Origin of the sequence: Aureimonas phyllosphaerae, assembly GCF_900113065.1 — a bacterium.
GTDB lineage: Bacteria > Pseudomonadota > Alphaproteobacteria > Rhizobiales > Rhizobiaceae > Aureimonas > Aureimonas phyllosphaerae.
On sequence record NZ_FOOA01000002.1, the window covers coordinates 66,481 to 79,920 of the forward strand.

Genomic DNA, 13,440 nt, shown 5'->3' on the forward strand with positions numbered 1-13,440 from the left:
CGGTCCCCGTTCGCGCCCGCCCCGTTCCCCAGGACCGTCCGCTCATGGAAGTCGTTATCGTCGAGTCGCCGGCCAAAGCGAAGACGATCAACAAATACCTCGGCAGCAACTACAAGGTGCTCGCCTCTTTCGGCCATGTGCGCGACCTGCCGCCCAAGGACGGTTCCGTGCGTCCGGACGACGACTTCGCCATGGACTGGGAGGTCGACAAGCCCTCGCAGAAGCGTCTGACCGAGATCGCGCAGGCCGTAAAAGGGGCCGATGGGCTGATCCTCGCGACCGACCCGGATCGCGAAGGCGAGGCCATTTCCTGGCACGTGCTGGAGGTTCTTCAGCAGAAGAAGGTCATCAAGGACAAGCCGGTCAGCCGCGTCGTCTTCAACGCCATCACCAAGAAGGCGGTGCTGGACGCAATGGCGAACCCGCGCGAGATCGACGTGCCGCTGGTGGACGCCTATCTCGCCCGCCGCGCCCTCGACTATCTCGTCGGCTTCACGCTCTCCCCCGTCCTCTGGCGCAAGCTGCCGGGCGCGCGCTCGGCGGGCCGGGTCCAGTCGGTCGCGCTGCGCCTCGTTTGCGACCGGGAAGCGGAGATCGAGCGCTTCAAGACCGACGAGTACTGGCAGATCGCGGCGCGTCTCTCGACGCCGCGGGGCGAGGATTTCGTCGCGCGGCTCACCGCATTCGACGGCGAGAAGCTGCAGCGCCTGTCGATCGGCAACGAGGCGCGGGCCTTCGAGATTCGCGACATGCTGAACGGAGCGTCGTTCAAGGCCGTCTCGGTCGAGGCCAAGCCCACCCGTCGCAACCCCTCTCCGCCGTTCACGACGTCGAGCCTCCAGCAGGCGGCGTCCGCAAAGCTCGGTTTCGGTGCGTCGCGCACGATGCAGATCGCCCAGCGTCTCTACGAGGGCATGGACATCGGGGGCGAGACGGTCGGTCTCATCACCTACATGCGAACCGACGGCGTCCAGATGGCGCCCGAAGCGATCGACGATGCGCGCAGTGCGATCGGCAAGACCTTCGGCGGCCGCTACGTTCCGGAGAAGCCGCGCCTCTATTCGACCAAGGCGAAGAACGCGCAGGAAGCCCACGAGGCCATTCGCCCGACGAGTTTCGATCGCCATCCGAAGGACATGGAGAAGTTCCTCGACCGCGATCAGGCGCGTCTCTACGACCTGATCTGGAAGCGGGCGATCGCCAGCCAGATGGCGTCGGCCGAAATCGAGCGGACCACCGCCGAGATCGAGGCGACGGGTGCGGGGCGCAGGGCGATGCTGCGCGCGACCGGCTCGGTGATCCGTTTCGACGGCTTCATCGGGGCCTATCAGGACCACCGCGACGACTCCAAGGCGCCGACCGAGACGCCCGAAGAGGAGGACGAGAGCGCGCGCCTGCCCGAGATCGCGGCGAACGACACGTTGAAGCGCCTGTCGGTCGACCCGACGCAGCATTTCACCGAGCCTCCGCCGCGCTACTCCGAAGCCTCGCTCATCAAGCGGATGGAAGAGCTCGGCATCGGTCGCCCGTCGACCTATGCCGCGACGCTTCAGACGCTGCAGGACCGCGAGTACATCGTCCAGGACAAGCGCAAGCTGTTCCCCGACTCGAAGGGCCGGTTGGTGACGGCCTTCCTGCACAACTTCTTCGAGCGCTACGTCGAGTACGACTTCACGGCCGATCTCGAGGGCAAGCTCGACGGCATTTCGGCGGGCGAACTCTCGTGGAAGGACGTCCTGCGCGACTTCTGGCGTGACTTCTCGGCGCAGGTCGACGGCACGAAGGAGCTGCGCGTCACCGATGTCCTGGACGCGCTGAACGAAGAACTGGCGCCGCTCGTCTTCCCGGACAAGGGCGACGGCACGGACCCTCGCGCCTGCCCGCGCTGCGGCGAAGGCCGGCTCAGCCTGAAGCTCGGCAAGTTCGGGGCTTTCGTCGGCTGCTCGAACTATCCCGAATGCGGCTTCACGCGTCAGCTCGGCTCCAACCTTCAGGCCGAGGGCGTCGAAGGTGACGGCGGGCTCAACGAGCCGAAGAACCTGGGAAGCGACCCGGAGACCGGCGAGCCGGTCACCCTCCGCTCGGGCCGCTTCGGACCGTATGTCCAGCGTGGCGACGGCAAGGAGGCCAAGCGTTCGTCCCTGCCCAAGGGCTGGCAGGTCGCGGACATCGACTTCGAGAAGGCGCTTCAGTTGCTGTCGCTTCCGCGCGAGGTGGGTCTGCACCCGGAAACCGGCAAGCCGATCCTGGCCGGTCTCGGGCGATACGGACCGTTCCTCCAGCATGACGGTGCCTATGCCAACCTCGAATCGATCGAGGACGTCCTCACCGTCGGGTTGAACCGCGCGGTGACGGTGATCGCCGAGAAAAAGGAGCGCGGGCCGCGCGGGCGGTCGACGCCGGCAGCGCTCGCGACGCTCGGCGAGCATCCGACGATCGGCGGGCCGATCACCGTGCGCGAGGGGCGCTTCGGTCCCTACGTGAACGCCGGCAAGGTCAATGCCACGCTGCCGCGCGGCAAGGACCCCGCGAGCGTGACGCTGGAGGAGGCGATCCAGATCCTGAACGAGCGCGCCGAGAAGACCGGCACCAAGGTCAAGAAGGCACCCGCCAAGAAGGCGACGAAAGCCGCCAAGCCGGACGGCGAGGACGGTGCGAAGAAGCCCGCCGCGCGCCGAACGGCGGCGGCCAAGACCGGCGAGGCGAAGAAGCCCGCCGCAGCGAAAAAGCCGGCCGCCAAGGCCAAGGCGAAGGCGGACTGAACGAGATGGCAAAGCGAGCGAAGCCCCATGGAGAAACGCGCTCGCTGAGCCGAGAGGCGGTCCTCCGCTTCCTCGCGGAAAACCCGGGTCGCGCCACCAAGCGCGATCTGGCCAATGCGTTCGGGGTCAAGGGAGACGACCGTTACGTCCTGAAGGACATCCTCGCAGACCTTCAGTCGGAGGGACTGCTGGAGGGCGGGCGCAAGAGCTACCGTCGTCCGGGCGAGTTGCCGACGGTCGGGGTCCTGGAGATCCGCAGCCGAGATGCGGACGGCGGCCTCCTCGGCGACCCCATAGGCTGGGACGAGGACGAGCGCGGCCCCCGTCCCCGCTTTGCGCTGCGTGGGGAGTCGTCCGGTCCGGCCGTCGGCATCGGCGACCGGGTGCTGGCCGAACTTACCTACGAGGGCGACGCGGGACCGAGCGCCAAGGTCATCCGCAAGCTTGAGCGCCGCACCGCTCGCGCCATCGGCGTCTTCCGGAAGACGCCGGGCGGCGGAGGCCGGGTCGAGCCGGTCGAGCGCCGGCAGCTGGAATACATGATTCCGCCGGGCGCGACCCGCGATGCCGAGGACGGCGATCTCGTCGAGGTGGAACCGGCCGAGCACCAGCGTCGCGGACTGCCGACAGGCTCGATTGCCGACGTGATCGGATCGATGGCGACGGAGCGCGCGATCTCGACGATCGCGCTGCACGCCCATTCCATTCCGCACGTCTTTCCGCAGGCCGTCATGGCGGAGGCCGAGCGCGCAGGACCAGCCACGATAGAAGACCGCGAGGACTGGCGCGATCTCCCCCTTGTGACCATCGACCCGCGCGATGCGAAGGACCACGACGACGCCGTGCACGCGAGGTCCGACGAGGATCCTGCCAATCCGGGGGGACATGTCGTCACTGTCGCGATTGCGGATGTCTCCTGGTACGTGCGGCCCGGCACCAAGCTCGACGCCGAGGCGCGGTTACGCGGCAATTCGGTCTACTTCCCCGACCGGGTCGTCCCGATGCTGCCGGAGCGCATTTCCAACGATCTGTGCTCGCTGCGCGAGGGCGTCGACCGCCCTGCGCTCGCCGTGCGGATGGTGTTCGATGCGCAGGGACAGAAGCGTTCACACACGTTCTTCCGTATCATGATGCGCTCGCACGCAAAGCTCGCTTACGAAGAGGCGCAGGCGGCGATCGATGGGCGCGACAACGGGGTAGCGGCCGAGATTCTCGAGAATGTCCTCCGCCCGCTATGGGCCGCTTACCGGGCATTGGTGAGTGCGCGCAGCGACCGCCAGCCGCTCGACCTCGATCTTCCCGAGCGCAAGATCCTGCTCAACGGTGAGGGCAAAGTCGATCGCGTCGTGGTGCCCGACCGGCTCGATGCGCATCGCCTCATCGAGGAGATGATGATCCAAGCCAACGTCGCCGCGGCCGAAACGCTCGAGCGGCACAAGCAGGCGCTGATCTATCGTGCCCACGACGCGCCTTCGCTCGCCAAGATGGAGTCCTTGCGCGATTTCCTGCGCACGCTGGATCTGCCGCTTGCCAAGAGCGGCAACCTTCGGCCGGCGCATTTCAACGGGATCCTCAAGGCCGTGCGCGGCACTGAGCACGAGAGCCTCGTCAACGAGGTTGTCCTTCGTTCGCAAAGCCAGGCGAACTACTCGCCCGAGAATATCGGCCATTTCGGCCTCAACCTCATGCGCTATGCGCACTTCACGTCGCCGATCCGCCGATACGCCGATCTCGTCGTCCATCGCGCGCTGGTGAAGGCTTTGGGGCTGGGTGCGGGCGGTATCACGCAGGTGGAAGAGGCCGAGCTCGAAGAGACCGCCGAGGAGATCAGCCAGGCGGAGCGCCGGGCCATGGCGGCCGAGCGCGACACGGTCGACCGGCTCATCGCCCAGCATCTTGCCGGGCGTCTCGGCGAGGAGTTCGAGGGCCGCATCACCGGTGTCACGCGCGCCGGCCTCTTCGTGCAATTGCCGAGCTATGGCGCCGACGGGTTCGTGCCCATCTCGACGCTCGGACGCGACTACTTCCACTATGACGAGGCCGCTCACACGCTGGTGGGCGAGCGGACGCGGCTTGGCTACAGGCTAGGCGATACGGTCGAGGTGAAGCTCGTCGAGGCCGCGCCGCTGTCGGGTGCGATGCGCTTCGAGATGCTGACCGAAGCCCGCGAACTGCCGGGCACGACCGCCTCGTTCCACAAGGCGCGCCCCCGGGCTCGCAGGCCGGATCGTCCGTTCCGGGTCAAGAACGTCGCTGGCAAGGTGAGAGGGAAACGATGAGCGCATCCGGTGATCCCGTCGAGCTTGAGCCCCGCGGTATTCTCCTTTCGATGGCGCGCGGGTTTCGCATGCGCTGCCCGCACTGCGGCAAGGGCAAGCTCTTCCGCGGGTTCCTGAAGAGCGTCGATCGCTGCGACCGGTGCGGCGAGGAATATTCGCATCACCGCGCAGACGATCTCCCCCCGTATCTGACCGTCTTCATCGTCGGTCACATCGTCGTCGCCCTCTTCATGGGGGCGGAGACCTGGGCAGATCTGTCGCTCGCCGCCCATTTGGCCATCTGGATCCCCGTGACGCTCGTTCTGTCGCTAGTCCTGCTGCAGCCGTTGAAGGGCGCGACCATCGGGTTGCAATGGGCGATCCGCATGCACGGGTTCGGCGGCGCTCCAGCCGAAGCCGACCATTGAGCGACCCTGCGAGGCGGGTTCGGCCGAAGGACGCGGCCTCGCTTCTCGTCTACGATAGCGTAAAGGGCGAAATCCGCTTCCTGATGGGGGTCCGGGCGGCCAGTCATCTCTTCATGCCGGGCCATCTCGTGTTCCCCGGTGGCCGACTGGAAGCGTCTGACATGGCTCTGGCGCGGCATCTTGCGGTCGACGCGGCTGTCGCCACCCGATTGATGGCTGGAAGCCCGAAACCGCGCATAACATGTCACGCCGCGGCCCTCGCGCTCGCCGCGATCCGCGAGACGCAGGAGGAGACCGGCCTTCTCGTTGCAGAGTTGGGCCGGCCCCTCGCCATGCCGGCCGGCTGGGAGCCCTTCGCGGCGGCCGGTGCCGTTCCGACGCCTCGCGCCCTGATGCCGCTGGCGCGGGCGATTACGCCGCCCGGCCTTCCTCGTCGGTTCGACGCGCGCTTCTTCCTCGTGTCAGCGGACCGTCTCCTCGACCGACGATTACCTGCCCGGCCACCCACCGACGAATTCGACACCGTCATATGGGTGGGACCGGAACAGCTTAAGAACTTCCGCGTCGCCGAGATAACGGCACGGGTTCTGGACGCCGCCTTTCGGCGGCTCGAAGCTGGCACGCAGGACGATCCATGGGCTCCGATCCCCTTCTTCCGGCGGCGTCGGGGCGAGCACACCGTCGAGTACCTATGACCGCAGGCGCACAGGTGTCCGACAGTCCTGCCCCGACGAGCGATCGCGTCGCCTGGTCGGGCGTGGTTGCGGCGATCGCCTCGATTGGCGCTGTCGGCCTCGCGCTCGGGCTCGGGCTCCCGCTTCTCAGCGTCGTCCTCGAAGCCCGCGGCATCTCCTCCACCCTGATCGGCCTGAACACCGCGGTCGCCGGTCTCGCCTCGCTTCTGGCGGCTCCCGCCTCACCCTACCTCACCGCTTGGTTCGGCATCCGCGGCACGCTGTTCCTCGCCATCGCGGCGGCGGCGATGTCGGCGATCGGCTTCTATGTCTTCGAGCCGTTCTGGACATGGTTTCCGCTGCGTCTCGTCTTCCATTTCGCGGTCACCGTCATGTTCATCCTGTCCGAGTTCTGGATTAGCGCCGTTTCGCCGCCATCGCGCCGCGGATTGATTCTCGGCATCTACGCGACCGTACTCGCGCTCGGCTTCGCACTCGGGCCCTTCGTCTTCTCGCTCGTCGGCAGCCAGGGCTTTCTGCCCTTCGGGATCGGTGCGGCGATGATCCTCTCGGCTGCCGTCCCGCTTCTCTTCGCTTCGCGCAGCACACCCGTCCTGGACGAGTCGCCGACGGCGCCGTTCCATCGCTATCTCTGGGCCGTGCCGAGTGCCACCTGTGCCGTGTTCGTCTTCGGCGCGGTCGAGTCGGGCGGGCTTGCCCTGTTTCCGCTCTACGGGCTGTCGATCGGGTTCAGCGAAGGCGGTGCCGCGCGGCTGCTGTCCGCGATCGGCCTCGGCAGCGTCGCTCTGCAGATTCCGCTCGGACTTCTCAGCGATCGGGTCAGGGATCGTAGGCATCTCCTTCTTGCGTTCGCCGCCATCGGCCTCACAGGCTCACTGATCATGCCTCTGCTTCATGCGAACTGGGTGCTCCTGGCGATCGTCCTTTTCCTGTGGGGCGGTGTGGTCGCCGGTCTCTACACCGTCGGTCTCGCGCATCTCGGGTCGCGTCTCGCCGGTGCCGATCTTGCGGCCGCCAACGCGGCCTTCATCTTCTGCTATTCGCTCGGCATGCTCGTCGGTCCCCAGACGCTTGGGACTTCGATGGATCTGTTCGGTCCGAGCGGCTTTGCCTATGCCCTCGCCGTCTTCTTCGCGGCTTATATCCTGGCGATCGGGGTCCGGACGCTGCGGCGTCCCTCTTGACTTGAGCGCCGCCATGCGTAGTGTCCGCCGCGATAGTCGAGGCGGCTCGTTCGCCCCGTCGAGCATCGAGCCCGAAGCCCGGTCCGGTACTCGAATCTTCTCGAACCCTGTCCTGCATGCCTCTTGCGACGCTCACCCGTCGCATCGCTCGGCGCAGGAAACCACAATTGATAGACGGACGGACCGAAGACCATGGCCAAGGCAACCACCATCAAGATCAAGCTGCTGAGCACGGCGGACACCGGCTTCTTCTACGTGACCAAGAAGAACAGCCGTACGATGACCGACAAGCTCACCAAGACGAAGTACGATCCGGTCGTGCGCAAGCACGTCGAGTTCCGCGAGACGAAGATCAAGTAAGCCGCTTCCGGCCGAACGACGATCTGCAGCGCCGCCCTTCGGGGCGGCGTTTTGCGTTTACGGCATGCGTGACGCAGCAACGTACGAAGGATCGGTTGTCGGATAGACAGGAAAGTGGCCGGCCGGCAATCCGATCACGGTACGAGGAAACCGCTTGAGACCAGATGCCGGCCGACCGCCCCACGGGACCCAGGAGATGCGGCGGACCTGAGCATTCCATGGGGAAACTCGAAGGGAGCGGCTTGCCTGCGCCCTTTTTCCCACGCTCCGAGAGTTGCCGAGAATCGCCCGAGAATCAATCCGGTGGACTGATCCCGTCCACGAAGATTTCACGAATGGTTAACCTTGCGGCGGTCGAGCGCGACTTGATGGACCGTCACCCACGGTGACTCACGCGTCGCCGAGGAACGACTTGATCGTCTCGATGAACTTGGTGACCGCGATCGGCTTCGAGATATAGGCCTCGCATCCGCCCTGACGGATCCGCTCCTCGTCGCCCTTCATCGCAAAGGCCGTCACCGCGATGACGGGAATGCGCTTGAGATCCGGATCGGCCTTCAGCAGCTTCGTCACCTCCAGCCCGGAGATTTCCGGCAGCTGGATATCCATGAGAATCAGGTCCGGCTGGCTCTCGCGCGCGAGATCCATCGCCGTCAGGCCGCTGCGCGTCTGAACGGTGCGGTAGCCATGGGCCTCGATGAGGTCGCGGAAGAGCTTCATATTGAGCTCGTTGTCCTCGACGATCATGACGGTCTTGGTCATTGACGCAACCTTCGTGGCGGAATCGGGCAGCATCCGTTTCCTGTGTCGGTTCGCGAAAGTACCCGCAATTTGATTTAACAAAGGTAGATATGCACTCGCCGATCGTGCGAGGCATCATCGTGGTTAAGAAAGGCTGAGACATGCAACGCGCAAGCGAAGATGATGCGTCGACATTGGCGATCGAGGCCTTGTCCTTCGTCGCATCCGATACAGTCCTCTTCAATCGCTTCCTGCGGCTGACGGGACTGGAACTCGAGAACCTGCGCGAGGCTGCCACCGAGCCCACGTTCCTGGCGGGCGTCCTTGACTTCGTCATTGCGGACGAGGCGACGCTGAACGACTTCGCCGCCCACGCCGGCATACGTCCGCAGGACGTAGCGGCCGCCCGGCGCTCGCTCGGAGACACCTACGCCGAGTCCTTTTCGTGACGGTGACGCATGCGACGCGGGGCCCGCAGATCGCCGAATTGTCGAAGCGACACGAAGCCCTCTTCGTTCTCGACATCGACGAAGTGGTGCTGCATTTCATAGCGCCGTTCTGCGAACTCTTGGCAGAGTACAGCGCCAAACTTCACTTCGACAGTTTCAAGCTGACTGGCAACGTTCGTTCGATCTCGACAGGCGCCGCCCTCACCGGCCACGAACTCGACGGTGTGACGGAGCGGCTTTATGTCGAGCAGGGCGAGCGTCAGAAACCCGTCGAGGGCGTCGCGGCGGCGCTTTCACGTTTGTCCGCCGTGGCCGACATCGTGTTCCTCACGGCCATGACCCCGACCTTCTACGATCAGCGCCGCGATCTCCTCGATGCAGCTGGCCTTCACTGGCCGATGATCGCGACCGAACGTTCCAAGGGCGGCGTTGTGGCCGAACTCAAGCAGCGCTGGCGCGGGCCGGTCGCATTCGTCGACGACCTGCCACCCAATCTCGAGGGGGTGCGGCGGAGCGCGCCAGACGTCCACCTCGTTCACCTGATGGCGAACCCGGACTTCCGGCCCCACCTTCCCGCGATGCCGACCGGTACGGTCCGCGTCGGGAACTGGGTCGAGGCGGAAGCCGCACTCCAGCAGATCGCGACAGGGGCCTGAGCCTCCGATCAGACGAGTTCGACGTCGACGACACCCGGTGCCGCCTTGATCGCACTGGCGATCTGCGGCGAGACGCGAAAGCGACCCGGCAGGTCGATCTCGACCTCGCGCTCGCCGTCGTTGCGCAGGAGGATCAGCGAGACTTCGCTGTCGCCTCCCGGCCGAAGCTGACTGCGCACCGACTGCAACGGCTTGGCGTCCCGCAGGAAGACGCGCAGTGCCTTCTGCATCTTCTCCGCCTCGCCTTCCAGCGACTGAACCCCGGAGGCCCGAAGCGAAATTCCTTCTGGTCGATCTTCGGCCGACACAGTGACGATCACCGACGCGCCCGGCTCCAGCATGTCGCGGAAGTTGATCAGCGTCTCGGTGAACAGGACGACCTCGTACTGGCCTGAAGCATCGGAGAGCTGGACGATGCCGATCTTGCCGCCCGACTTCGTCTTGCGCTCCTGACGCGAGGTGACGGTTCCAGCGAGGCGTCCGGCCGTCTGGCCACGCCGCACCCCCGCGACGACCTCGGCATAGGACTGGACCTTCAGGCGCTTGAGGGCAGCCTTGTACTCGTCCAGCGGATGCGCCGACAGATAGAAGCCGATCGCCTGGAATTCCTTCAGCAGTCGCTCGGCACTGGTCCAGCCCTGCACGTCTGTGAGGCGCAGCGGTTCCGGTCCGGCATTGGCACCGCCGAACATGTCGTGCTGGCCCGACGTGCGTCCCGACTGGGCCATGGCCGCATAGCCTGCCAGACGGTCGAGGTTGCCGCACAGCTTCGCCCGATCATGACCGAAGCAGTCGAGCGCGCCGGCGCAGATCAGGTGTTCCAGCGTGCGCTTGTTGACGATCTTCGGATCGATCCGGGCGCAGAAGTCTTCGAGGCTCTCGAACCGGCCGCCCTCCTGCCGCCGCTCGACGATGTGCTCGACCGCCTGCTCGCCGACGCCCTTGATCGCCGCCAGCGCGTAGATGATCTTGCCGTCCTCCACCTCGAACGGCTTGAACGAGGTCTGGACGGATGGCGGTACGACCTCGATGCCGAGCCGCTTGGCATCGAGGCGGAAATCGTTGAGCTTGTCGGTGTTGCCCATATCCAGCGTCATCGACCCGGCGAGGAACTCGACCGGATGATTCGCCTTGAGATAGGCCGTCTGGTAGGAAACCAGCGCGTAGGCTGCTGCGTGGCTCTTGTTGAAGCCATAGTCCGCAAACTTGGCCAGGAGGTCGAAGATCGTGTTCGCCTGCGCCTTCTTGATGCCGCCCTTCTCGCAGCCTTCCACGAAGCGAACGCGCTGGACGTCCATCTCGGCGCGAATCTTCTTGCCCATGGCGCGGCGCAGGAGGTCGGCTTCGCCGAGCGTGTAGCCCGAGAGGACCTGGGCGATCTGCATCACCTGTTCCTGGTAGACGATCACCCCTTGGGTCTCGCGCAGGATGGGCTCGATCATCTCATGGATGATCTCGACCTCTTCCTCGCCGTGCTTGCGCGCGTTGTAGACCGGAATGTTCTCCATCGGCCCCGGACGGTACAGCGCGACGAGGGCGATGATGTCCTCGAAGCAGTCCGGTCGCATGCCGATCAGCGCCTTGCGCATGCCGATCGATTCCACCTGGAACACGCCCACGGTCTCGCCGCGCGTCAGGAGCTGGTAGGTCGGCGCGTCGTCGAGCGGCAGGGCGCCGAGGTCGATCTGAACCCCGCGGCGGGCGATCAGATCTACGGCGGTCTTGAGGGTCGTCAGTGTCTTTAAGCCGAGGAAGTCGAATTTCACGAGGCCGGCTTGCTCGACCCACTTCATGTTGAACTGGGTGACGGGCATGTCCGATCGGGGATCGCGATACATCGGCACGAGCTTCGACAACGGCCGATCACCGATCACGATGCCGGCCGCGTGGGTCGAGGCGTGACGATAGAGCCCCTCCAGCTTCAACGAGATCGTCAGCAGGCGGTCGACGACCTCTTCCGCCTTGCGCGCCTCCTGAAGCCGCGGTTCGTCCTCCAGCGCCTGCGCCAGCGTCACCGGGTTGGCCGGGTTCTGCGGGACGAGCTTGCAGAGCTTGTCGACGTGGCCGTAGCTCATCTCGAGCACGCGGCCGACATCGCGCAGCACGGCGCGGGCCTGCATCGAACCGAACGTGATGATCTGAGCGACCTGCTGGCGGCCGTACTTTTCCTGGACGTAACGGATCACCTCTTCGCGCCGGTCCTGGCAGAAGTCGATGTCGAAGTCAGGCATCGACACGCGGTCGGGGTTCAGGAAGCGCTCGAACAGGAGCGCGAAGCGCAGAGGGTCGAGATCGGTGATCGTCAGCGAATAGGCGACCAGCGAGCCGGCGCCGGAGCCGCGGCCCGGGCCGACGGGAATGCCATTGGCCTTCGCCCACTTGATGAAGTCCGACACGATCAGGAAGTAGCCCGGGAACTTCATCCGCTCGATGACGGACAGTTCGAACTCGAGCCGCTCGCGGTAAATTTCGACGGTCTGTCCCGGAGCCGGCCCGTGAAAGGCAAGCCGCGCTTCCAGACCGGCCTCTGCCTGCCGGCGCAACTCGGCGGCCTCCGCCCGTTCCGCCTCCGCAGCGTCGGCATCCGCACCGGCAAAGCGCGGCAGGATCGGCTTGCGCGTGCGCACGCGATAGGAGCAACGGCGCGCGATCTCGATCGTGTTTTCCAAAGCCTCCGGCAGATCGGCGAAGAGCTCCGCCATCTTGTCCTGGCTTTTCAAACAGTGATCGTTCGTCAGCCGACGACGGTCCTCGTGGCTGACGAGCCTGTTCGACGCCACCGCGATCAGCGCATCGTGGGCGTCGAAGTCCTCGTCGCAGAAGAAGAACGGCTCGTTGGTGGCCACCAGTGGCAGGCCGAAGTCATAGGCGAGAGCCACCGTCTCCGGTTCGGTCCGCCGCTCGCGCCCACCGTGGCGCTGAAGCTCGACATAGAGCCGGTCGCCGTAGAGGGCAGCAAGCCTCTCCAGACGGGCGCGTGCCAGACCACCCTGCCCGGCCGCGATCGCCGTGCCGATCGGTCCCAGCGGACCGCCGGTGAGGACGATCAGCCCCTCTGTGCGACCTTCCAGCCAAGCGACCGGGACGTGCGGTCGAACGTTACCGTCGTGCGCGAGGTAGGACAGGGAAACGATCTCGACAAGATTCTCGTAACCCTGCTCGGTCGCGGCGATGAAGGCGACCGGGGCCGCAGGACCGAAGCCGGAGCGGTCACGCGGATTGATCTCGGCGTCACCAAAATCGACCTCGAGCTGGCAACCGATGATCGGCTGCACGCCGGACTTCGCCGCCTTCTCCGAAAACTCGAGCGCCCCGAAGAGGTTGTTGGTGTCGGCAATGCCGATCGCCGGCGCGCCATCACCCTTGGCGAACTTGACGATCTGGTCGATCCGCAGCGCGCCTTCCAGAAGGGAGAACGCGCTGTGCACCCGCAGATGAATGAAGCGTGGCGGCGCAATCGGCTCGACAGGGTCGGACACGGCGATCTCCTCGATCGTCGGCGCGTCGTCATCGAATGACTCGCCGACCGGCCGCAGATAACCGAGATCGTCGTAGAACGACTCAGGGCCGCTTGCGGCGTCAGAAGCTTCCTCAGTGTTCCAATCCATGGGGCAGAGTCCAGCCTGCTATTTCAGGATGCGCCCGCCCCCGAGAGCCCATCCCCAGATAAGATGCAGCTGCCGCGACCGCCAGCAGTCGGCGCGGCTTCGGTGTTCGTCAGAGGATATGGACGATGAGAGCGAAGCTCGCAAAGAAGAGGCAGAGAGCGGTCAGCGAAGCGAGTTCCTTCAGGATCAGCATGTCGTTCCCCTTTCGTTCCTATGTTCCTTTTTTGTTCCATCTTTGGGTGAAGATCAAGAGGCCGCAACGCGGATAGTGAATCAATCCTTGATTCGGTCGTGCTACT

General features: G+C 65.4%; 10 protein-coding genes. 8 read left to right on the plus strand and 2 right to left on the minus strand.

Going from position 1 to position 13,440, the window contains the following annotated elements; all coding sequences use genetic code 11:
- Positions 1–44: 44 nt before the first annotated feature.
- The 6 genes from topA (at position 45) to rpmG (ending at position 7,687) form a co-directional block, all read left to right on the plus strand.
- The gene (topA, locus tag BM175_RS03410) at positions 45–2,762 is read left to right on the plus strand and encodes a type I DNA topoisomerase (protein WP_090959348.1); all 2,718 of its coding nucleotides are present in this window, start codon (positions 45–47) and stop codon (positions 2,760–2,762) included.
- Between the two features lie 5 nt (positions 2,763–2,767).
- A complete protein-coding gene (rnr, locus tag BM175_RS03415; RefSeq protein ID WP_090959351.1) occupies positions 2,768–5,041 on the plus strand; it encodes a ribonuclease R in 2,274 nt (757 codons plus the stop codon).
- The gene (locus BM175_RS03420; RefSeq protein ID WP_090959354.1) at positions 5,038–5,448 is read left to right on the plus strand and encodes a DUF983 domain-containing protein; all 411 of its coding nucleotides are present in this window, start codon (positions 5,038–5,040) and stop codon (positions 5,446–5,448) included. The genes rnr and BM175_RS03420 overlap by 4 nt, the downstream gene beginning before the upstream one ends.
- Positions 5,445–6,143, plus strand: a complete 699-nt coding sequence (locus BM175_RS03425; protein ID WP_090959356.1) for an NUDIX hydrolase — start codon at positions 5,445–5,447, stop codon at positions 6,141–6,143. Before BM175_RS03420 ends, BM175_RS03425 begins: the two co-directional genes overlap by 4 nt.
- Positions 6,140–7,327, plus strand: a complete 1,188-nt coding sequence (locus BM175_RS03430) for an MFS transporter (RefSeq protein WP_090959359.1) — start codon at positions 6,140–6,142, stop codon at positions 7,325–7,327. Before BM175_RS03425 ends, BM175_RS03430 begins: the two co-directional genes overlap by 4 nt.
- Before the next feature lie 192 nt (positions 7,328–7,519).
- A complete protein-coding gene (rpmG, locus tag BM175_RS03435) occupies positions 7,520–7,687 on the plus strand; it encodes a 50S ribosomal protein L33 (RefSeq protein WP_090959361.1) in 168 nt (55 codons plus the stop codon).
- 390 nt (positions 7,688–8,077) lie between these two features.
- Here the strand turns inward: rpmG and BM175_RS03440 are convergent, their stop codons facing one another.
- Positions 8,078–8,449, minus strand: coding sequence for a response regulator (locus tag BM175_RS03440; RefSeq protein WP_090960157.1), 372 nt, complete (start codon positions 8,447–8,449; stop codon positions 8,078–8,080).
- Positions 8,450–8,589: 140 nt separating this feature from the next.
- On the opposite strand from BM175_RS03440, the gene BM175_RS03445 reads away from it, so the two are divergent.
- A complete protein-coding gene (locus tag BM175_RS03445; protein WP_090959364.1) occupies positions 8,590–8,877 on the plus strand; it encodes a DUF3572 domain-containing protein in 288 nt (95 codons plus the stop codon).
- Entirely contained in the window at positions 8,874–9,533 is a 660-nt protein-coding gene (locus BM175_RS03450) for a hypothetical protein (RefSeq protein WP_244545849.1), read from the plus strand. Before BM175_RS03445 ends, BM175_RS03450 begins: the two co-directional genes overlap by 4 nt.
- Positions 9,534–9,541: 8 nt before the next feature.
- Here BM175_RS03450 and dnaE read toward each other — a convergent pair whose 3' ends face one another.
- Entirely contained in the window at positions 9,542–13,141 is a 3,600-nt protein-coding gene (dnaE, locus tag BM175_RS03455; protein ID WP_090959365.1) for a DNA polymerase III subunit alpha, read from the minus strand.
- Positions 13,142–13,440 lie beyond the last annotated feature (299 nt).

What these genes read in the sequence shown, in the direction of transcription:
- topA (WP_090959348.1), top strand. Translation starts at nt 45, where the DNA reads ATGGAAGTCGTTATCGTCGAGTCGCCGGCCAAAGCGAAGACGATCAAC.
- rnr (WP_090959351.1), top strand. Translation starts at nt 2,768, where the DNA reads ATGGCAAAGCGAGCGAAGCCCCATGGAGAAACGCGCTCGCTGAGCCGA.
- BM175_RS03420 (WP_090959354.1), top strand. Translation starts at nt 5,038, where the DNA reads ATGAGCGCATCCGGTGATCCCGTCGAGCTTGAGCCCCGCGGTATTCTC.
- BM175_RS03430 (WP_090959359.1), top strand. Translation starts at nt 6,140, where the DNA reads ATGACCGCAGGCGCACAGGTGTCCGACAGTCCTGCCCCGACGAGCGAT.
- rpmG (WP_090959361.1), top strand. Translation starts at nt 7,520, where the DNA reads ATGGCCAAGGCAACCACCATCAAGATCAAGCTGCTGAGCACGGCGGAC.
- BM175_RS03440 (WP_090960157.1), bottom strand. Translation starts at nt 8,449, where the DNA reads ATGACCAAGACCGTCATGATCGTCGAGGACAACGAGCTCAATATGAAG.
- BM175_RS03445 (WP_090959364.1), top strand. Translation starts at nt 8,590, where the DNA reads ATGCAACGCGCAAGCGAAGATGATGCGTCGACATTGGCGATCGAGGCC.
- dnaE (WP_090959365.1), bottom strand. Translation starts at nt 13,141, where the DNA reads ATGGATTGGAACACTGAGGAAGCTTCTGACGCCGCAAGCGGCCCTGAG.